An 18,220-nucleotide genomic window follows, 5' to 3' on the forward strand; every position below is an offset into this window, starting at 1 on the left:
GTCGCCGAGCGACTCGGATACGAGCCGCCGAAGTTGGTCGAGTCGCTGATGAACGATGCGCTAGACCCGAACACGCACCGCATCTCGTTGCTTGACGAGGTACGGTACGAACCGTTCGCCGCTGACCTCGCGTAATCCGGCATGATCGGGCTAGATCGCGGGACTCTCCAGCTACAGCACTCGCGTTCAACGAACATCTCGGAGCGCTCACGCCGGTGAGCGCTCCTCAACGGGCTCTGATCCAGCCAACGATTGCGTTCTCCGATTGGAAGAGCAGATTTCCGATCAATTCGTCCCAGTCACGACGGGATTAGCCTAGAACGGATGNTCCAGCCAACGATTGCGTTCTCCGATTGGAAGAGCAGATTTCCGATCAATTCGTCCCAGTCACGACGGGATTAGCCTAGAACGGATGGTGGTGAGTCAGGCCTCGGTACCGGGACCTTCGGTTTCGGTGTCGTACTCCCAGTAGCCGTTTTCGCGCATCGTTTCGCCGACCCGCTGATGCATCGTCTGGATGTCCTCGATCTCGTCGCTATCGACGTTGTCGAAGATCTCCGCCAGGCTGACGACCCGCTCGTGATTCAGGCGAATGGGGTCGTCGCCGTGTTCGTCGACGAACGCCGAGACGTCGAGCGGGAAGTCCTCGTGCTCGTCGACCTTCTTCGCGATGACTGCCTGTCCGTACTTGCGCATCCCTTCGCTCCCTTCCTCGCCGTCGGGGTCGTGGGGCCAGTCGGCCATGATTCAAAACTGGTCGGTCGCCGCAAAAGCGTTGCTGCTCACCGCTCACTCTCTGCTTCGGATCCCAACATACTCGTTTCACTCGCTCACGCGGTTGCTCGCGCACGAAGCGCTCGCAGGATGGTTCGCTCGGAAACGGTGGGGATGGGATTCGAACCCATGAGGCCATAGGCCACCTGTTTTCAAGACAGGCGCAATCGTCCACTCTGCCACCCCACCGCAGCCACGACTACCTCCGCGGGCATCTAAGGGCTGTCGGTGTCCGCTTTCCGCAACGAGAGATCGCCGTCTTCCTCAACAAGCGTCGCATCCAGATCGTCGAGACACGCGGCGGTATGCTGGGGCACGTCACGTCCGGCCCGATGGCGCGCACGGACGAGCGCAAGCGCACCCGTGAGGTCCGCGCCCGTCTCGATCACGGAGGTCATCGGTCCGTAGTCGACGTCGAGCCCGGCGTCGTTCGCGCGCGCTGTGAGTGTCTCAACCGCCGGCGGCGTGTAGGCTTCCTCGAAGTCGATCGGCGCGGAGAAGCCGGCGGCGTAGACTCGGCCTTCAGAGGCGGGCCCGAGCACGACGTCGCTCCGACGGAGTTTCATCATCAGCCCATCGATATCGCCGCGCGTGAGGAACGGGGCGGTCGGTTCGACGGCCATCGCCGAGCTCTCCTCCTCGCTTTCGAGCAGATGCGTGATCGTGTTGCCGACGCGACCGGCGAACGTCGATCCGGCCTGCGTCTCGTAGCGCACGCCATCCGGGTTTTCGAGCGCGGCATCGGCGAGCGCGCGCAGTTCCGTCTCGGGATCGCCTGACTCGTTGGGGCGGTAGTTGACGAGCAGGTCGCTCGCGCTCGTCTCGACAGCGCGGAACACGTCGGCGCACATCGCCGCGTAGAGGTCGGCAGTCTCGCTCTCGGTGAGCGGCGTCGACGACGCGAGATCGGCCAGCACGCCCTCGCTCGGCGCGTCACAGAGGACGGCGACTGTAGTCATGGACGCACTCGGCGCGCGGCGCTCTTGAACGCCGTGGCTCGCCCGTCCGATCGCGGGATTTATTCACGCCGGCGCTGTCACTCGTTCCCATAGATGGTTCCTGATATCGATCGTATCGACGGCGACAAACCCGACGAACGATCACGGAGCGCCTGAGATGTGGCTTTCACGGCTGCTCGCCGGGTTCGTCACACTGCTCGTCGCCATCGCTGCCATCGGTAGCCTCGCCGTCCTCGTGCTGAACGCGCTCGCACCGACGACGATCGCCGTGCTCGCGCTGGCGATCGTTGCCCTCGTCGCGATGAGCGCCGTCGGCGCGCGCTCGCGGCGATGGCTGTCGAACCCCTACTGGTAGCGATCAGTCCTCGGTCGGTTCGGCGCTCGTCGGCGCGTCGGGGTCGTTTTCCGGGCTCGATGGATGATAATCTGTGTCGTACTCGCCCACGTCGCCGTCCAGGCGATCGGGGTTGACGCGCCCGCCGAGCAGCATGAAATCGACCATCGTGAGCGCGGCCATCGCCTCGACGACGGGGACGCCACGCGGCGGGAGCACGGGGTCATGACGGCCGATGACCTGGGCTTCCTTCTCCTCGCCCGTCTCCCAGTCGACGGTGGTCTGTTTCTGCGGGATCGAGGTCGGCGCGTGCAGCGTCACTTCGCCGCGGATCGGCTGACCGGTGGTGATCCCGCCCTGGAGTCCGCCGTGGTCGTTGCCGACGGGGATCGGGTCGCCATCGTCGTCGAACTCCCAGTCCTCGTTGCGCTCGCTGCCGCGATAGCGCCGGGCCTCCCGGCCGAGCCCGAATTCGAAACTCGTCGCGGCGGGCACGCTCAGCATTGCCTGCCCGAGTCGTGCCGGCACCGAGTCGAACCGTGGCGCACCGAGCCCGCGGGGCGCACCCCGAATTTCGAACTCGATGGCCCCACCGATCGAATCGCCCTCCTCCTGATATTCGTCGATGCGCTCGCGCATTCGCTCCGCGGTTTCGGGATGGGCACACCGGACCTCGTTCTCCTCGACGTGTTCGCCCATCGCCTCGAAACTCACGTCAGGAGCCTCGATCTCGCCGATCTGGTTGACGTGCGCCCGGATCTCGATGCCCTCGCTCGCGAGGATTTTCTTCGCGATCGCGCCCGCCGCGACCCAGTTCGCCGTCTCGCGGGCCGACGAGCGCCCGCCGCCGCCCCAGTTCCTGGTGCCGAACTTCGCCGAATAGGTGAAATCGCCGTGTGAGGGTCGCGGCGCGGTAATGAACGGCTCGTACTTGCCCGAGCGGGCGTCCTTGTTCTGGATGACCATCCCGATCGGCGTTCCGGTGGTGTAGCCGTCCTGTGTACCACTCTTGATCGAGACGGTGTCGGGCTCGCCGCGGCTGGTCGTGATCTGTGACTGGCCGGGTTTGCGCCGGTCGAGCTCGCGCTGGACGTCCGCCTCGTCGAGTTCCAGCCCCGCGGGACAGCCCGAGACCGTGACACCCATCGCTTCGCCGTGGCTCTCGCCGAAGGTCGTGACCCGGAAGAGCCGACCGAACTCGTTGCCGTTCATGGCTTCGCGTTGGCGCGCAGGGATTTGAACCCACTTTTTTCTGCGTCGGGTGCGCGCTCCGCGCGCACCGCTCCTTGAAAAACCTGGACTAAAAACACCTGCTCACTCGCGGTGCTCGTTCGCAGTGAACCGCGCTCGTTTCACTCGCGCGGATGCTAACACCTCCCGCAAACCGCCCGCCTCCGCCGAAGCCCTTGCATCCCTTCGGGATGCTCGCCCTTCATCCACCAGGACCGCCCGCCCCGCCCCGCTCCACACCACTCCGCCCGCAAACGTTCCCTCCCCACAAACACCGTCGTTTCAGTCGAGACTCACGTCGGCACCAGCATCGGCGAGCATAGCGAAGAAATCCGGAAACGAGACGTCGACGTGCTCCGCGCCGGCGACGGTGGTCGTCCCGTCGGCGACCAGCCCGGCGATCGCGAGCGCCATCACGATCCGGTGGTCACCCCGGCCGTCGACGCGCGCGCCCTGGAGGGCCGAGTCCTCGCCGTGGATCGTGAGCGAGTCCTCCCGCTCGGTGACGCTCGCACCCATCGCTTCGAGTTCGTCGGCCATCGCGCTCACGCGATCGGTCTCCTTGTACCGGACGTGTTCGGCGTTCACGAGCCGCGTCTCGCCGTCGGCCGCGGCCCCGAGAACCGCGAGCGTCGGCAGGAGATCGGGCGTGTCGCCGACGTCGATCTCGACGCCCGACAGCGGCGAGCGCGCGATCGAGATCGTCCCGGCGTCGCGCTCCCACGCGATCTCCGCGCCCATCCGGTCGAGGATCTCGACGATGGCGCTGTCGCCCTGCGCGCTCGGCCGCGCACCCTCCACGGTAAGTTCATCGTCGGCGGCGAGCGCGCCGGCGGCGAGCAGATACGAGATCGACGAGAAATCGCCCGGTACGCGATATTCGCCGCCCGCGTCGTAGGCCTGCCCGCCCGCGACCGCGAACCCCTTTCCGCCGTTCTCGGTCTCGACGCCGAAGTCGGCGAGCAGCTCGCGAGTGATTTCGACGTACGGCGCGGATTTCAGTTCGGTTTCGAGGTCGATCTCGATCCCCGCCTCGGAGCGCGCACCGGCCATGAGGAGCGCGGTCACGAACTGCGAGGAGACGTCGCCAGGCATCGAAACCCGCCCGCCGTCCACCGGCCCGCCGACGACGAGCGGGGCCTGGCCGTTCGCACGCGTGCTCTCCGCACGCCCACCCAGATCCTCGACCGCAGCGAGCAGCGGCCCGTGCGGGCGCGAGCGCAACGATCCGTCGCCGGTGAGCACGGTCAACCCCTCAGCGAGCGCCGCCGTCGCCGTGACGAGACGCATCGTCGTCCCACTGTTGGCACAGTCGACGACATCGGCTGGCGTCTCGGGATGGCCGAATCCCTCCACCTCGATGCGCTCACTATCGTCCGCGATTCCCTCGACACGCCCACCGAACGCCTCGACGGCCCGCGCCGTCGCGCGCGTGTCGGCGGAGACGAGCGGCCGCTCGATCCGCGTGGTACCGTCGCCGTAGCCCGCCGCCAGGATCGCCCGGTGGGTGTAGCTCTTCGACGGCGGTGCTCGGACCGTGCCGCTCACGCGCGAACTCCCGATGTCGGCGTTCATACCCGCTCCTCGGACGGCGGGGCTATCAGACTGCCGGACCTCCACTTTTTTACTTGCTACGAGACGGCGTAGTCATTTGGATNGGTGCGCGCTCCGCGCGCACCACTCTCTGCTCGCGGGCGTGCGAGGCGGCTTCGCCGCCTCGAACTCGCGGCGCGTAGCGCCGCGCATGGCCCGCTCGCACGGTATGAGGGACCGGAGGTCCCTCACTACTCGCAAAACCTGGACTAAAAAGGACCGCTCGCTCCCGACGGTCGCTCACGGTGAACCGCGCTCACATTCGTTCGCGCGGACGGTTCATTCACAGCACCGCACCAACGCCGCCCACATACCTCCCCAGCCGATTCGCTCTGCTCACTTCGTTCGCGTCGCTCATCCCTCGCACAATGTTCGCGCTCGGTGCTCACTTCGTTTCGCACACGAGCGCGAGCGCGCGCCACAGCAACCGCCAGCGATGCATCGTCCATCGTGGTTCACGCGCTCACCTCAACTGGTCCCGTCGGGCGCGTCGACGCCGATGGGGGTCGGAGTTCTGGGGTCGGCACCTTCGCTGACGTAGATGGCGCTGTTGATGAGACCGAGATGGCTGAACGCCTGCGGGAAGTTGCCCCGCTGTTCGCCGGTCTCTCCGTCGACCTGCTCGGCGAACAGACCGAGCGAGGTCGCGTGTTCGAGCACGTCCTCGTAGAGTTCGCGGGCTTCCTCGCGACGGCCGGCCAGCGCGAGCGCATCGACCAGCCAAAACGAACAGAGAACGAATGGATTCTCCTCGCCGTCGAGCCCGTCGTCGGTGTCGTAGCGATAGACGAGTCCCTCGTCGGTCGCGAGATGGTCCTGGACCGCCTCGATCGTCCCGAGAATCCGGTCGTCGTCCGGTTCGAGAAAGCCGACGACAGGGAGACGGAGCAGCGATGCATCGACGTTGTCGGTTCCGAACGAGCGGGTGAAATTCCCCATCTCCTCGTCGTAGCCCTCGTCGAGCACGCGCTCTTCGATCTCGGCACGGACAGCCTCCCACTCGTCGGTCGGGGCCTCGTAGTCGGTCGCCTCGGTCATCGTCAGCGCCCGATCGATGGCCGCCCAGCACATCACCTTCGAGTAGACGAACTGCTTGGGATCGACGCGATCCTCCCAGATGCCGTAGCCCGGTTCGTCCCAGACTTCACAGACGTGATCGATGACGTCACGGAGCACCGCCCAGTTCTCCTCGGTGAGAGTCTCGCCGTACTGCGTCGTCTCGTGGACCGCCAGAACGAGCTCGCCGTAGACATCGAGCTGGCGCTGGTCGCCCGCCGCGTTGCCGATGCGCACCGGCGATGACCCTCGATAGCCTTCGAGATGGTCGAGCTCCTCCTCGTCGGGGAGTTCTTCGCCGTCGACGCCGTAGAAGGGCTGTTCGACCCGTCCAGGTTCGCCCTCGGCGATCCGGGCGAGACACTCCTCGAAGAAATCCTCGACCTCCCCGGCGTGGCCGAGTTCGTGGAGCGCTTGCACGGTGAACGCCGCATCACGGATCCAGTTGAACCGGTAGTCCCAGTTGCGCTCGCCGCCGATCGTCTCCGGCAGCGAGGTCGTCGGCGCGGCGGCGATGGCGCTGGTCTCGCGACGCATCAGCAGTTTGAGCACGAGCTCCGAGCGGATCACGAGCTCGTGCCACGGCCCGTAGAACAGACAGCGCTCCGAATCCGTGCAATGGTGAACCCAGCCCTTCCAGAACTGGGTCGTCGCCTCCAGCATCGCCGCCGCTTCATCGTCGTCGAGTCGTCCGCGCTCGCCTTACTGACAGACGAACCAGACGGTATCGCCCTCGTCGAGCGTGACGGTTCCCGTCGCCGTCGAACCATCGGTATCGAGCGCGACCGAGCTCTGGCAGAACAGTTCCTCGTCGTTGCCGGTCGCGAGCACGCCGCCGTCGACCGCTTCGACGGTCGTCTCGGCGCGCGCGTAGTCGAAGCGCGGCGCGAACTCGACGTCGAATTCGATCGAACCCTCTCCGCACTCGACGCGTCGGTAGAGGGCGTGCTCGGCGATATCGAGAGTCTGCTGCTCGCCGACGATCGGCATGAAGTCGGTGAGGGTTGCCGTGCCGGATTCGGTCGCGAGGGAGGTCTCGAGCTCGTTCGTCCGCTCGACGTACTCCTGATCGCTTTCGAACTCGCCGGTGGGCTGGACCGCGAACTGTCCGCCGACCTCGGGATCCAAGATACCGGCGAAGACGCTCGACGATTCGATATGTGGAGACACCACCAATCGACCGTCCCGTCGCGCCCGACCAGCGCGCAGGTTTCGAGGTTGCCGACGACACCGTAGTCGCCGATCGGCAGGAAATCCATACGGAAGGCTGCGGTGGCGGCTTCATAACGCTCCCGCCCGTGAGACGCCATCGTTTTGTCGGCCACACCCGAATTTCCGTTATGGATCCGGATCTCTCCGCGCTCGACGCGGAACTCGCCGACGACGATGCCGATGGTTACCTGCTCGATGCCGATTCCGACGATCCCGACCAGCGCTATCTCTCCGGGTTCGTCGCACCCGACCCCTTCGTGACCCTCTACGACGGCGACACCCACCTCCTCGTCTCGGCGCTCGAATACGGCCGCGCGAAAACCGAGAGCCGTGCCGCGACCGTCTCCCGTCACGCCGACTATGCCGACGACGCTGGCGGGCGCGAGGCGAACACCGAACTGCTCGGGCGCTTTCTCGACGATCACGACATCGACTCGCTGCTCGTTCCGGAGCGCTTCCCGGTCGGAACCGCCGATGGCCTCCGCGAACAGGGCATCAACGTGACCGCCGAGGACGACGGGATCCTCGTCGACATCCGCTCGGTCAAGACCGACGAGGAGATCGAGAAGGTCAGAGACGCCCAGCAAGTCAACGAGCGCGCGATGGTCGCCGCCGAGAACGCCATCCAGGGAGCCGACGTCGAGGACGGCCAGCTCGTCGCCGACGGCGAACCGCTCACCTCCGAGCGCGTCAAGACGGCCGTCGAGACGACGCTGCTCCAGCACGGCTACAGCTCCGGCGAGACGATCGTCGCCGGCGGTGCCGACGCCGCCGACCCGCACAACGACGGCAGCGGTCCCCTCGCCGCCGGTGAGCCGATCATCGTCGACATCTTCCCGAAGAGCACCGACACGGGCTATCACGCCGACATGACCAGGACGTTCGTGAAGGGTGAGCCGAGCGAGCGCGCCGAGGAGTGGTACGAGCTCTCGAATGAAGCCCTCGACGCAGCGCTCGACGTCGTCGAACCCGGCGCGACCGGCGAGGAAGTCCACAACGCGGTCTGTGACGTCTACGAGGACGCTGGCGAGCCAACGCTGCGCGACGATCCCGAAACCGAGACGGGCTTCATCCACGGAACCGGTCACGGCGTCGGACTCGCGGTCCACGAGATGCCGAGCCTGAGCTTCGAGGGTGGCGAGCTCGAAGCGGGCAACGTCATCACGATCGAGCCCGGCCTCTACGACCCCGACGTCGGGGGCGTGCGCGTCGAGGACTTCGTGCTCGTCACCGACGACGGCTACGAGAACCTCACCGACTACCCGAAGCGCCTCCGCATCGAGTAGCTCCCGACAACGTTTTTCAGCGACACGGCTGTCGGGAAATACATGCGCCGCCCGTCGTTCGATTCGTTGGCCCTGGCGATCGGTCTCTTCGCGGGTGCTGTCGTCTTCGTCGGGGTCGTCACAGCGACCAGAATTCGTTTTCTCGCCCCCACCCCGCTCGTCACCGGCATCATCACACTGCTCGTCGTTTCCGGCATCGCAACGACACGGACGAATCTCGTGTCGTGGATCGTTGATCACCGAATCCACACCACGCTTGCGCTCGGCATGTCCGTCATCACGGCCGTTGTCGGAATCCTGGTATCGTTCGGAATCGTCCCCAGTGAGACTGGGAACAGGCTATTGCTCGTCATTCTGGCTCCCCTGATAGCCGCGTTCCTCGTATACATCACGACGATGCGCCGCTATGAAGCATATCTGCACGATCACGAACGCGTGCTCGCCGAGTGGACCGCTGCGCCCGATACTCGCTACAAACGGATCGTTCGAGGATTGTCGCTCGTCGGTGCAGCGGTGTTCTTCGTTGGCGGAGTGCTGATCGTTCTCGAATTAGATACGGAAGCGAGCTTTATTGGACCGCTGGCGGGCGTCTTGCTCGGGCGCGCAGCAGTAATCGGACGATATCGACGATACACGCTCTACGGGAATGGCCTCGTAATTCGGGTTTCGGGCTCTGTGAGCGGGCTGTTCGTCCCCCGTGACCAGCTCCGCTCGGTTTCGCGCTCGGAACGTGCACTCACCATCCGCCGAGGATTGCCGTGGCCACTCCCGATTCGCTGCTCGACCGCGGATCTCGACGATCCATGTGGACTCGAAGCGACGCTCCGTAAGTGGATCGGCTGACTCGAAGGGGCTTTTGCCAGCCGCTCGCAACGGCGCACAATGACCCTTCTCGTCGTCGGCGCGGGCACGATGGGCGAGTGGTTCGCCCGCACGCTCGCCGAAGCGACCACAGTCACCCTCACCGACACCGATCCCGAGAGAGCCGCCGCAGTCGCCGACCGCCTCGATGCGCGGTCGGTGGCGCTCGACACCGACGAACGGTTCGACACCGTCTGTTTCGCCGTGCCGATGCCGGCGGTCGAAGCGGCCATCGCCGAGCACGCGCCGACGGCCGAGCGCGCCGTGATCGACGTCACCGGGAGCATGGCCGAACCGATCGAGGCGATGCGAACACACGCACCCGATCGCGAGCGACTGAGCCTCCACCCTCTGTTCGCGCCCGAAAACGCCCCTGGCCGGATCGCGACGGTCGCCGACGCGGCCGGCCCGGCGACCGACGAAGTTCGCGCGGCGCTGGCCGCCGAAAACGAACTCTTCGAGACGACGCCCGACGAACACGACCGGGCGATGGAGACGGTTCAAGCCGGCGCGCACGCGGCCGTGCTCGCCTACGCGCTCGCCGCCGAGGACGTCCGCGAGGAGTTTCATACCCCCATCTCCGGCCCGCTCGACGACCTCGCGAGCCAGGTACTGTCTGGATCGCCGCGGGTCTACGCCGAGATCCAGGAGCGATTCGACGGCGCGGAAGCGGTCGCCGAGGCCGCGGAGCGCATCGCCACGGTCGACGGGACGGGTGTCGAGGAGCTGTACCGCGAGGCGCGCGAGCAGCGATGAACGACGACCAGCACGCGGCGATCCGTGCGAACGCGAACTACCTCCGGGAGGTGCGCCCGATCGACCCCGAGGAGATCGACGAGTACGTCACCGGCCAGCCCCACCCCGCCGTCGTCCGGGAGGTGCTCCGCGAGTCGGCCGCCGAGCTCGACCTCATCGAACGCGACGACGGCACGTTCGTCCCCGTTGCCGAGGAACCGATCACGACCGATTTTTCGGGCGTCGCGGCGCTGCCCGAACCCCATGTCAGAGCGCTCGAAGAGCTGCTCGTCGACGAGTACGGGGCCGGCTGGCCGACGGGCGACTCCGGGGAACGCCTCCGTGAGCGGATTCGGACGTTCAAGGAGTCGTACTTCGCCGGCGAGTCGGTGAACTACGACCGCGAGACGGCGCTCGCCTACGCCATCTATCACCACCCCGACTACTACGCGACCGTCCAGTACGTTCTCGCCGATCTCGCACGCGATGGACTGCTTCCGAAGGGGCTCCGCGTGCTCGACGTCGGCGCTGGCGTCGGCGGACCGGCGCTCGGGCTCGCCGACTTCCTCCCCGACGATGCGCTCTGCGAGTATCACGCGGTCGAGCCGAGCGCCGCCGCGGACGTGCTGGACGCGCTGCTCGACGACACGGACAAGAACTTCCATCCGACCGTCCACCGCACGAGCGCCGAGGGGTTCGATCCCGACGGTGAGTACGACCTGATACTGATGGCGAACGTGTTGAGCGAGATCGACGATCCGACCACGGTCGCACGACAATACATGGACGCGCTCGCGCCCGACGGCTCGCTCGTCGCCATCGCACCCGCCGACCGCGAGACGTCGATCGGTTTGCGGGGGATCGAACGCGCACTCGCCGACGGCGGTGAGCGAGCCGGTGGCTTGCGAACGACGGAAGACGAGTGGAGCGAGTCTTCCGGTAGTGAGCGCGCCTCCGGCGCGCGATCCTCGTCGGTCGAGCGAAGTGAGTCCGACGGTAGTCCGGCGACGGCGTACGCACCGACCGTCCGCCTCTGGCCCGGTCACGCACCGACCGACAGGGGCTGGTCGTTCGACGTGAAGGGCGATCTCGACGTGCCACCGTTCCAGCGCCGCCTCGCCGAAACTGCCGACGAGGGCGCGGCGTTCGTCAACGTCGACGTCCAGTACTCGTATTCGATCCTTCGCCGGGACGGAGCGCGCCGCATCGAGTTCACGCCCGATCCGAATCGCGTGGCGAAGATGGCCGACAGCGAGCGCCACGTTTCCAGTCGGGTGGACTGTATCGCCGCGAAGCTCAGCCACTCGCTGTCGGACGGCAATCCCTTATTCAAGATCAGCGACGGCAGCGAGGCGGTCGATCACTACGCCGTGCTGACCCGCGAAACGACACTCAACCGGGCACTCTCGGACGCGGACTACGGCGCGCTCCTGGAGTTCGAGAACGTGCTCGTGCTCTGGAACGACGACGAGGAATCGTACAATCTCGTCGTCGACGACGAGACGATCGTCGACCGGATCCCCGTCTGAGCTACTCCATCGACTCGTCGACCACTGCCCGCAACCGGGCGCGCTGTTCCTGCTGTCGTTCGTGCCCGTCGCGCCCGAGGAGTTTCGAGAGCAGCGCCGGCCCCTTGTGGCTCCGCTGACCGGTTTCATCCGGCTGTCCGTCGTCGCTCCCACTCATGCTCCGAAATAGGTCACGACCGGGTAAAAAGCCACGCTCGCGGTGAGGGCGACGATCCCGACGACGAACAGCGCTTGCGTGTAGAAGAGCAGGCGGCCGTTGTCGGCGATGTCGGCGGCGTTGCTCTCGGTCCACGAGGCGAGTTCGACGAGGAAGTCGAGCTCCCAGTCGGCATCGTCGCCCGTCGCCAGCGAGACGGCGTACGCGCCGCTCGGGCCGACCACGAGGTCGGATTCGCCGTAGGTGAGCACGCCGACGATGGCCGAGAGAACGAGTGCGAGCACACCGACGGCGGCGAGAAGCGGTTGAAAGGTGACGGCCGCGAGACCGGCGGCGGGAACGACGACGCCGAGCAGCAGCGCCGTGATGCGCACCGTGCGTAGCGCCTTGTCGTCGATGTCGTCCATCACGGACTGCTGGCTGTTGAGGACGTCCCGTAGTTCGCGATAGACGGTCTCGCGGCGCTTGCTCGACCAGCCCCGTCGCGGCGCGTCGGATCCCTCACTCATCCGTTCGTTCTCGCACAGCGAAGCGATGACCCTTAACGGTGCGCTTTTGCGCTGGGCCACCGCAGACCGGACATGCAGATCCTGCTGACGAACGACGACGGCATCGAGAGCACGGGGATCGCCGTGCTCGCCGATGCGCTCGCCGATCACGGCGAGGTGACGGTCGTCGCGCCCGCCGAGGACCAGAGCGCCGTCGGGCGCACGCTCTCCGATCGGGTCATCGTCGAGGAGCACGACCTCGGCTATGCCGTCGGAGGAACGCCCGCCGACTGCGTGGTGGCAGGTCTGGGCTCACTCTGTCCCGACGCGGACCTCGTGGTCTCGGGCTGCAATCAGGGCGCAAACCTCGGCGAGTACACGCTCGGGCGCTCGGGGACGATCAGCGCCGCCGTCGAAGCGAGCTTCTTCGACGTCCCGGCGATCGCCGTCTCGCTGTACGTCCCCGGCGGCGACATCGACTTCCGCGAGTACGTCGCTCGTGAAGGCGAGTACGAGGAGGCCATCCGGGCGACGAGACATCTCGTGACGAACGCGCTCGGCGACGGGATCTTCGAGCGTGCCGACTATCTGAACGTCAACGCACCGGTCCCGGCGGCCACCGACGGCGAGCACGCCGGCATGGAGATCACCTACCCGTCGGACGTCTACCAGCTGACCGCCGTCGGCGACGACGGCGACCTCACACTCCGGGATCGCATCTGGCAGCGGATGGCCGACGGGGCGATCCCCGACCCGGAGGGCACCGATCGTCGGGCGGTCTTCGAGGGGCACGTGAGCGTCTCGCCGCTGACCGCACCGCACACGACCGAAGCCCACGACGCACTCAGCGCGGTCGCCGAATCGTACGGGCGGTAGTTCGAGCCAGCGCTACTCCGTATCGAGAAGCCCGTAGTGGCCCGGTTCGTCGTCACTTTCGGGATCGCCGAAACAGAGTTCGTCGGCGTTCGTGACCAGCCACGGGATCGCCCAGTCGAGCAGGATACCCTCCGTCTCGATGTCGAGTTCGGTGTCGGGTTCCAATCCTTGCAAGAGGCGAGCGATCTCGTAGACGGTGTACATCGCGTCGGGATCGAGCACGTCGGCCGGCTCGCGGAACTCGAAGGGACGCAACCGGTTGAAGGAGGATTTCTGGCGCGGCATACCGACAATAGGCCGGAACGGCCTAAATCCTCGGCGGTGTCGGGTTCGATCAGCCGGCCAGCAGGCGTCGCCATCGTCGTTCGGGCTGTTCGTGATGTACGCACGACGAAAACAGAACGGATACGAGAATAATCGGCGGAGGCGGTTTGCGGTGCGGGTGCGGTTTTTCACTACGTTTTTGCCCGGCTGAGCGAGTCGAAGACGAGCGAAGCCGGGCAAAAAGTAGGATGGACTCGTCGGGATTCGAACCCGAGGCCTTCTCCTTGCGAAGGAGACGATCTACCACTGATCTACGAGCCCGCGTCCCGTTCTACCCGGGCGGTCCGCTTGTATGTTGTGTTTGCCCGCGACGCCGGTTCGTCCCCAAGACGCCGAGGCGACCGGTGAGCAGCCCGAGCAGGAAGCCGGTGAAATGCGCCACCAGTGCCACACCCGGCGCACCGGTCAGTAGCGTGACGACGACCGCGAGCAGCGCGAACAGCACGAGCTGGGTGCGCCGGCGTAGTCGGAGCACGTCGAGCACCGAACTCGACACCGGGTTGGCGGCGACGAGATAGCCGAGGAAGGCGAAGATCGCACCGCTCGCGCCGAGCACGCGACTGCCGGGCAACAGCGTGATCTGGGCGAGTCCCGAGAGCGCGCCGGTCGCGATGAAGAAGGCGTGATAGCGCGCGGTCGTCGTGAACGACTCGACGATCAACCCCACGAGGACGAGCATGGCCGCGTTGCCGAGCAAATGGGGCAGACTCCCGTGAGCGTAGATGCTCGTCAACAGCGTCCACGGTCGGAGTGGGACGGTCGGCCCGAGTACGAAGAGAAACCCCATCGCGCCGATCAGCCCGGCGACCTGCTGGCCGAGAAAGACGACGGCCATCACCGCGAGCGTCTGGACGGTCGGACTGCCCCCGAGACGAGCCATACGCCCTCCTCACGGCTGGGGATGGAAAGCGTTGCGGGTGAAAACCGGTAAAATCCTCAGTCTTCGAGGACGATCTCGATGCTGACGTCGTTTGGCACCTGAATGCGCATGAGCTGGCGGAGTGCGCGCTCGTCGGCGTCGAGGTCGATGAGCCGCTTGTGGACGCGCATCTCCCAGTGCTCCCACGTCGCGGTCCCCTCACCGTCGGGCGATTTCCGTGCCGGGACTTCGAGCTCCTTCGTCGGCAGCGGGATCGGCCCGCTGAGGTTGACCCCGGTCTTGGTGGCGATCTCGCGAACGTCGTCACAGATGTCGTCCAGATCCTCGGGGCTCGTGCCGGCGAGGCGGACTCGCGCCTGCTGCATTATGCTTCGTCGACCGAGAGCACTTTGCCGGCGGCGATGGTCTGACCCATGTCGCGGATGGCGAAGCTCCCGAGTTCGGGGATCTCGCCCGATGGCTCGATGCTGAGCGGTTTCTGCGGGCGCACGGTGACGACGGCGGCATCACCCGACTGGATGAAGTCGGGCTCCTCCTCGGCGACCTCGCCGCTTGCCGGGTCGATCTTCGAGTCGATCGACTCGATCGTGCAGGCGACCTGCGTCGTGTGGGCGTGGAACACAGGCGTGTAGCCCGACGTAATCACGCTCGGATGCTGCATCACGACGACCTGTGCCTGGAACGTCTCGGCGACCGTCGGCGGGTCGTCGGCCGGACCACAGACGTCACCGCGGCGGATGTCGTCCTTGCCGATGCCGCGGACGTTGAAGCCGACGTTGTCGCCCGGCTCGGCGTTGGGGACCTCCTCGTGGTGCATCTCGACGGTCTTGACCTCGCCGCCGACGTCGCTCGGCTGGAAGGAGACGTTGTCCCCGGTCTCCAGAACACCGGTCTCGACGCGGCCCACCGGTACCGTACCGATGCCCGAGATGGTGTAGACGTCCTGAATCGGCAGCCGAAGCGGCGCGTCCGTCGGCGGCTTCGGCTCGGGCAGGTCGTTGAGTGCCTCCAGCACCGTCTCGCCGTCGTACCACGACGTGTTGTCGGAGCTCTCGGCGATGTTGTCGCCCTCGAACGCCGACACCGGGATGAACCCCGCGTTGTCGGTGTCGAAGCTGACCTGATCGAGCAGGCCCTTGACTTCCTCGACGGCCTCGTCGTAGCGGTTCTCCTCGTAGTCGACGAGGTCCATCTTGTTGACCGCGATGATGAGCTCGTTGATGCCCAGCGTGCGGGCGAGGAAGACGTGCTCCTGAGTCTGGGGCTGGACGCCGTCGTCCGCGGCGACGACGAGCACGGCGTTGTCGGCCTGGCTCGCGCCCGTGATCATGTTCTTCACGAAGTCGCGGTGGCCAGGGGTGTCGACGATGGTGAAGTAGTACTCGTCCGTGTCGAACTCCTGGTGGGCGATATCGATCGTGACACCGCGCTCTCGCTCCTCGGCGAGGTTGTCCATCACGTAGGCGAACTCGAAGCCACCCTTGCCCTGTTCTTCGGCTTCCTCTTTGTGCTGTTCGATGACGTGCTCGGGAACGTTCCCCGTCTCGTAGAGGAGTCGTCCGACGAGCGTGCTCTTTCCGTGGTCGACGTGGCCGATGACGGCCAAGTTCTGGTGTGGTTTGTCTGCCATTGGTGTCTCACGCGCAGGGGCGCTATGTCGGATGTTTACTGTGGTTCCGGTTAAAACGATTACGATACCTCCCGCAGCGAATCGGGCGCACACGGCCGATTCGACCCGACTGTCGACGGTTTCGGTCTCGTCTCAGGGCAGTCGGCCGATGTCGGCGAGCACCGCCGACGCCGTCGCCCGTCCGCCCGCACCGCGCCCGCTGAGGTTCAACTGCCCGGCGTGGCGCGTCTCCAGCTGGACGATGTTCTGGGTGCCCGTCACCGCGAGCGTCCCGTGCTCGGGGACGAGTCGCGGGCCGACGCGCACGGTCGGATCCTCGCCGTCGGTGACTTCGCCGACGAGTCGCACCGTCCGTCCGTCCTCGCTCGCCAGATCGAGCGCGCTCGGCGTGAGTCGCGTGATCCCCTCGACCTGCGCATCGTCGAGAGTCACGTCGCCGTCGCCGAGTACGTTCGCGAGGATGACGCACTTGAGCGCGGCGTCGGTGCCCTCGACGTCGAAGGTAGGGTCGGTTTCGGCCACCCCGAGATCCTGGGCCTCGGCGAGCACGTGCTCGTAATCCAACCCTTCGGCGCTCATTCGTGAGAGGACGAAGTTCGCCGTCCCGTTGAGAACGCCACGGACCGCCGTCACGTCCTCCGAACCGAGATCGGCGATGGTCGAGAGGATCGGGATCGCCCCGCCGACCGTCGCCTCGAACAGGACCGTTCCCGCGCTGTCACGTTCCGCGGCGCGGAGATCGCCGTAGCGCTCGGCAACCGGTCCCTTGTTCGCCAGCACAACGTGCGCGTCGCGGGCGAGCGCGCGCTCGGCGTGGGAGAACCCGGGTTCGGCGTCGCCGAGCGTCGTCGGCGTGGCCTCGACGAGGACATCGTACTCGCTGGCGAGGGCATGCTCCCGGTCGCCTGATCCGACGGTGCCGCGCTCGGCTTTGCGATCGAGAACGGTTGTGACGTCGAGACCGTTCTCGTCGACGGCAGCGCTCGTCGAGTCGGCGATCGCAGTCACACGATGGCCGTAGCTTCCGGCGAGTTCGCAGACCGCGCGCCCGACCGCACCACAGCCGACGACGGCGATGTTCATCGGTCGCCCCCTGCGAGCGGCTCGACGAGGTGGAGGTCCTTCTCGTCGGCGAGTTCGCGAACGGTATCGAGCGCGCGCTCGCGCTGGCCGGTCTCGGTCGCGAGCCGGAGTCGCGCGCTCGACGGTTCGTCGGTGCCGGCCGGTGCCGAGAGCGCGACGTCGGCCACGGCGGCGTTCGCCTGCTCGACGCGCGAGAGCGTATCCGAGAGGTCGGTCTCGACGAGATCGCCGATGAGCACGACCGAAAGTTCCTCGCCGTAGCGCTCCGCGCCCGCCCGGATGACGTTGACGCCGGCCTCGCGGAGCGCGCTCACGATCGTCTCGAAGCGCTCGGGCGTCGCCTCCAGATCGACCTCGACGGGGATGTGGCCGCGCGGCGTGAGCGAGCCGCGCTCGTGGAAGATCGAGAGCAGATTGCCGCCGTTGTCGGCGATGGGTGCGAGCGCACGGAGCAGCTCGCCGGGTTCGTCGACGAGTTCGAGGCGCACGGTGTAGGCCGAGCGCGATTCCGACGCGTCGCTCATCGTTCCCCACCCGTCGGCCGCTCGACTCGATGCATACCACGCTGTCACACAGCGGCAGTGATAAACACCAGCGTTTCCGCTCGCGTCCGAACCGTTTAGGCCGCCCGCGCTGCTATCGGCCGCATGTCCGTCGCCTATCAGATCGTGGACGTTCTCATCGCAGGGGTGGTCGCCGGCCTCTCGGCGTTCGTCCTCAGCGCCATCACGCCGCGATTTTCCGTCACCATTGGTGTGATCCTCGCGAGCATGTATTACTTCTCGCGCAACCCCTGGGGCTCCCAGAGTGGTGACGATCTCAACCGCCGGATCGACGATCTCTACGATCGCTATCTGCCGTTTTGAGTTGATCGAGCCGCCGTGTCGCGGCCGCGGTGCGGTGGCTGTGCGGTGGTGGTTTTCGGTTCCTGGCGGATGAAGGGCGAACGAGTGAACGTAGTGAGCGAGTGAGGGCTTCTGCGGTGCTGTGCGGTTTGCGGTAGCGGATGTCCGGGCGAGTGAAACGAGCGCGGTTCACGAGAGACGTGGTCCGAGACGCCAAAGGCGTCTCGTCATCACGAGAGAGTTCCGCCCTCTCGAACGACTTCGCGTCTCTCTGGCTCTCGTTCACTCCCTGCGGTCGTTCACGAGAACACTGCGAACGAGGCCGGAGGCCGAGTGAGCAGGTCTTTTTAGTCCAGGTTTTTGCGACG

At 66.3% G+C, this 18,220-nt stretch carries 21 protein-coding genes and 2 tRNA genes; 7 read left to right on the forward strand and 16 right to left on the reverse strand.

Features of this window, described 5'->3' with window-relative positions:
• Window positions 1-423 precede the first annotated feature (423 nt).
• The 3 genes from C448_RS02140 to C448_RS02150 form a co-directional block, all read right to left on the reverse strand.
• Window positions 424-744 (reverse strand): DUF5785 family protein, encoded by a 321-nt coding sequence (locus C448_RS02140; RefSeq protein ID WP_004051564.1) that lies wholly within the window; start codon window positions 742-744, stop codon window positions 424-426.
• A 136-nt stretch (window positions 745-880) separates the two neighbouring features.
• Window positions 881-963, reverse strand: a tRNA-Ser gene (locus C448_RS02145).
• Between the two features lie 26 nt (window positions 964-989).
• On the reverse strand, window positions 990-1,733 hold the full coding sequence (locus C448_RS02150) for a glycosyltransferase family protein (protein ID WP_004051565.1): 744 nt from the start codon (window positions 1,731-1,733) through the stop codon (window positions 990-992).
• Window positions 1,734-1,890: 157 nt separating this feature from the next.
• Between C448_RS02150 and C448_RS02155 the strand changes: the two genes are divergently transcribed.
• A complete protein-coding gene (locus C448_RS02155; protein WP_004051566.1) occupies window positions 1,891-2,088 on the forward strand; it encodes a hypothetical protein in 198 nt (65 codons plus the stop codon).
• A 3-nt stretch (window positions 2,089-2,091) separates the two neighbouring features.
• Here the strand turns inward: C448_RS02155 and aroC are convergent, their stop codons facing one another.
• The 4 genes from aroC to C448_RS16620 all read right to left on the reverse strand — a co-directional run bounded on the left by aroC (window position 2,092) and on the right by C448_RS16620 (window position 7,116).
• Window positions 2,092-3,279, reverse strand: a complete 1,188-nt coding sequence (gene aroC, locus C448_RS02160) for a chorismate synthase (RefSeq protein ID WP_004051567.1) — start codon at window positions 3,277-3,279, stop codon at window positions 2,092-2,094.
• Between the two features lie 300 nt (window positions 3,280-3,579).
• Entirely contained in the window at window positions 3,580-4,872 is a 1,293-nt protein-coding gene (gene aroA / locus C448_RS02165; RefSeq protein WP_004051568.1) for a 3-phosphoshikimate 1-carboxyvinyltransferase, read from the reverse strand.
• A gap of 486 nt (window positions 4,873-5,358) precedes the next feature.
• Window positions 5,359-6,609, reverse strand: a complete 1,251-nt coding sequence (locus tag C448_RS02170) for a glycoside hydrolase family 15 protein (RefSeq protein WP_239640510.1) — start codon at window positions 6,607-6,609, stop codon at window positions 5,359-5,361.
• A gap of 39 nt (window positions 6,610-6,648) precedes the next feature.
• Complete coding sequence (locus C448_RS16620; RefSeq protein ID WP_239640511.1) at window positions 6,649-7,116, reverse strand: trehalase-like domain-containing protein; 468 nt, start codon at window positions 7,114-7,116, stop codon at window positions 6,649-6,651.
• Window positions 7,117-7,286: 170 nt separating this feature from the next.
• Here C448_RS16620 and C448_RS02175 point away from each other — a divergent pair, with 170 nt between their 5' ends.
• From C448_RS02175 to C448_RS02190, 4 genes are read left to right on the forward strand one after another with little or no spacing between them, the layout of a single operon-like run.
• Window positions 7,287-8,444, forward strand: coding sequence for a M24 family metallopeptidase (locus tag C448_RS02175; RefSeq protein WP_004051569.1), 1,158 nt, complete (start codon window positions 7,287-7,289; stop codon window positions 8,442-8,444).
• Window positions 8,445-8,486: 42 nt separating this feature from the next.
• A complete protein-coding gene (locus tag C448_RS02180; RefSeq protein ID WP_004051570.1) occupies window positions 8,487-9,287 on the forward strand; it encodes a hypothetical protein in 801 nt (266 codons plus the stop codon).
• A 39-nt stretch (window positions 9,288-9,326) separates the two neighbouring features.
• Window positions 9,327-10,061: a prephenate dehydrogenase/arogenate dehydrogenase family protein gene (locus C448_RS02185; RefSeq protein ID WP_004051571.1), complete on the forward strand. Its 735-nt coding sequence runs from the start codon at window positions 9,327-9,329 to the stop codon at window positions 10,059-10,061.
• Window positions 10,058-11,569, forward strand: coding sequence for a small ribosomal subunit Rsm22 family protein (locus tag C448_RS02190; RefSeq protein ID WP_004051572.1), 1,512 nt, complete (start codon window positions 10,058-10,060; stop codon window positions 11,567-11,569). Before C448_RS02185 ends, C448_RS02190 begins: the two co-directional genes overlap by 4 nt.
• 1 nt (window position 11,570) lies before the next feature.
• Here the strand turns inward: C448_RS02190 and C448_RS16080 are convergent, their stop codons facing one another.
• Window positions 11,571-11,726: a hypothetical protein gene (locus C448_RS16080; protein WP_160162770.1), complete on the reverse strand. Its 156-nt coding sequence runs from the start codon at window positions 11,724-11,726 to the stop codon at window positions 11,571-11,573.
• Entirely contained in the window at window positions 11,723-12,235 is a 513-nt protein-coding gene (locus tag C448_RS02195) for a hypothetical protein (protein ID WP_004051573.1), read from the reverse strand. The genes C448_RS16080 and C448_RS02195 overlap by 4 nt, the downstream gene beginning before the upstream one ends.
• 72 nt (window positions 12,236-12,307) lie before the next feature.
• Between C448_RS02195 and surE the strand changes: the two genes are divergently transcribed.
• Complete coding sequence (gene surE, locus C448_RS02200; RefSeq protein WP_004051574.1) at window positions 12,308-13,090, forward strand: 5'/3'-nucleotidase SurE; 783 nt, start codon at window positions 12,308-12,310, stop codon at window positions 13,088-13,090.
• Between the two features lie 12 nt (window positions 13,091-13,102).
• Here surE and C448_RS02205 read toward each other — a convergent pair whose 3' ends face one another.
• From C448_RS02205 to C448_RS02235, 7 genes are all read right to left on the reverse strand, one after another.
• Window positions 13,103-13,375 (reverse strand): DUF5827 family protein, encoded by a 273-nt coding sequence (locus C448_RS02205; RefSeq protein WP_004051575.1) that lies wholly within the window; start codon window positions 13,373-13,375, stop codon window positions 13,103-13,105.
• Between the two features lie 228 nt (window positions 13,376-13,603).
• Window positions 13,604-13,675: transfer RNA gene (locus C448_RS02210), tRNA-Ala, on the reverse strand.
• Window positions 13,676-13,685: 10 nt separating this feature from the next.
• On the reverse strand, window positions 13,686-14,294 hold the full coding sequence (locus C448_RS02215) for a rhomboid family intramembrane serine protease (protein WP_004051576.1): 609 nt from the start codon (window positions 14,292-14,294) through the stop codon (window positions 13,686-13,688).
• A gap of 56 nt (window positions 14,295-14,350) precedes the next feature.
• Complete coding sequence (gene rpsJ, locus C448_RS02220; RefSeq protein ID WP_204365460.1) at window positions 14,351-14,662, reverse strand: 30S ribosomal protein S10; 312 nt, start codon at window positions 14,660-14,662, stop codon at window positions 14,351-14,353.
• The gene (tuf, locus tag C448_RS02225; protein ID WP_004051578.1) at window positions 14,659-15,924 is read right to left on the reverse strand and encodes a translation elongation factor EF-1 subunit alpha; all 1,266 of its coding nucleotides are present in this window, start codon (window positions 15,922-15,924) and stop codon (window positions 14,659-14,661) included. The genes rpsJ and tuf overlap by 4 nt, the downstream gene beginning before the upstream one ends.
• A gap of 132 nt (window positions 15,925-16,056) precedes the next feature.
• Window positions 16,057-17,007, reverse strand: coding sequence for a homoserine dehydrogenase (locus C448_RS02230; protein ID WP_004051579.1), 951 nt, complete (start codon window positions 17,005-17,007; stop codon window positions 16,057-16,059).
• Entirely contained in the window at window positions 17,004-17,531 is a 528-nt protein-coding gene (locus tag C448_RS02235; protein WP_004051580.1) for an amino acid-binding ACT domain-containing protein, read from the reverse strand. Before C448_RS02235 ends, C448_RS02230 begins: the two co-directional genes overlap by 4 nt.
• 123 nt (window positions 17,532-17,654) lie before the next feature.
• On the opposite strand from C448_RS02235, the gene C448_RS02240 reads away from it, so the two are divergent.
• Entirely contained in the window at window positions 17,655-17,873 is a 219-nt protein-coding gene (locus tag C448_RS02240) for a hypothetical protein (RefSeq protein ID WP_004051581.1), read from the forward strand.
• Window positions 17,874-18,220 lie beyond the last annotated feature (347 nt).

Origin of the sequence: Halococcus morrhuae DSM 1307, from assembly GCF_000336695.1 — an archaeon.
Classification (GTDB): domain Archaea; phylum Halobacteriota; class Halobacteria; order Halobacteriales; family Halococcaceae; genus Halococcus; species Halococcus morrhuae.

Excerpts from the sequence above, each read along its gene's own strand:
- C448_RS02205 (WP_004051575.1), bottom strand. The coding sequence starts at position 13,375 with ATGCCGCGCCAGAAATCCTCCTTCAACCGGTTGCGTCCCTTCGAGTTC.
- C448_RS02235 (WP_004051580.1), bottom strand. The coding sequence starts at position 17,531 with ATGAGCGACGCGTCGGAATCGCGCTCGGCCTACACCGTGCGCCTCGAA.
- C448_RS02185 (WP_004051571.1), top strand. The coding sequence starts at position 9,327 with ATGACCCTTCTCGTCGTCGGCGCGGGCACGATGGGCGAGTGGTTCGCC.
- C448_RS02175 (WP_004051569.1), top strand. The coding sequence starts at position 7,287 with ATGGATCCGGATCTCTCCGCGCTCGACGCGGAACTCGCCGACGACGAT.
- aroA (WP_004051568.1), bottom strand. The coding sequence starts at position 4,872 with ATGAACGCCGACATCGGGAGTTCGCGCGTGAGCGGCACGGTCCGAGCA.
- C448_RS02180 (WP_004051570.1), top strand. The coding sequence starts at position 8,487 with ATGCGCCGCCCGTCGTTCGATTCGTTGGCCCTGGCGATCGGTCTCTTC.
- C448_RS02240 (WP_004051581.1), top strand. The coding sequence starts at position 17,655 with ATGTCCGTCGCCTATCAGATCGTGGACGTTCTCATCGCAGGGGTGGTC.
- C448_RS02150 (WP_004051565.1), bottom strand. The coding sequence starts at position 1,733 with ATGACTACAGTCGCCGTCCTCTGTGACGCGCCGAGCGAGGGCGTGCTG.
- surE (WP_004051574.1), top strand. The coding sequence starts at position 12,308 with ATGCAGATCCTGCTGACGAACGACGACGGCATCGAGAGCACGGGGATC.
- tuf (WP_004051578.1), bottom strand. The coding sequence starts at position 15,924 with ATGGCAGACAAACCACACCAGAACTTGGCCGTCATCGGCCACGTCGAC.
- C448_RS02140 (WP_004051564.1), bottom strand. The coding sequence starts at position 744 with ATGGCCGACTGGCCCCACGACCCCGACGGCGAGGAAGGGAGCGAAGGG.
- C448_RS02190 (WP_004051572.1), top strand. The coding sequence starts at position 10,058 with ATGAACGACGACCAGCACGCGGCGATCCGTGCGAACGCGAACTACCTC.
- C448_RS02155 (WP_004051566.1), top strand. The coding sequence starts at position 1,891 with ATGTGGCTTTCACGGCTGCTCGCCGGGTTCGTCACACTGCTCGTCGCC.
- C448_RS02215 (WP_004051576.1), bottom strand. The coding sequence starts at position 14,294 with ATGGCTCGTCTCGGGGGCAGTCCGACCGTCCAGACGCTCGCGGTGATG.
- C448_RS02230 (WP_004051579.1), bottom strand. The coding sequence starts at position 17,007 with ATGAACATCGCCGTCGTCGGCTGTGGTGCGGTCGGGCGCGCGGTCTGC.
- C448_RS16080 (WP_160162770.1), bottom strand. The coding sequence starts at position 11,726 with ATGAGTGGGAGCGACGACGGACAGCCGGATGAAACCGGTCAGCGGAGC.
- C448_RS02195 (WP_004051573.1), bottom strand. The coding sequence starts at position 12,235 with ATGAGTGAGGGATCCGACGCGCCGCGACGGGGCTGGTCGAGCAAGCGC.
- aroC (WP_004051567.1), bottom strand. The coding sequence starts at position 3,279 with ATGAACGGCAACGAGTTCGGTCGGCTCTTCCGGGTCACGACCTTCGGC.
- C448_RS02170 (WP_239640510.1), bottom strand. The coding sequence starts at position 6,609 with ATGCTGGAGGCGACGACCCAGTTCTGGAAGGGCTGGGTTCACCATTGC.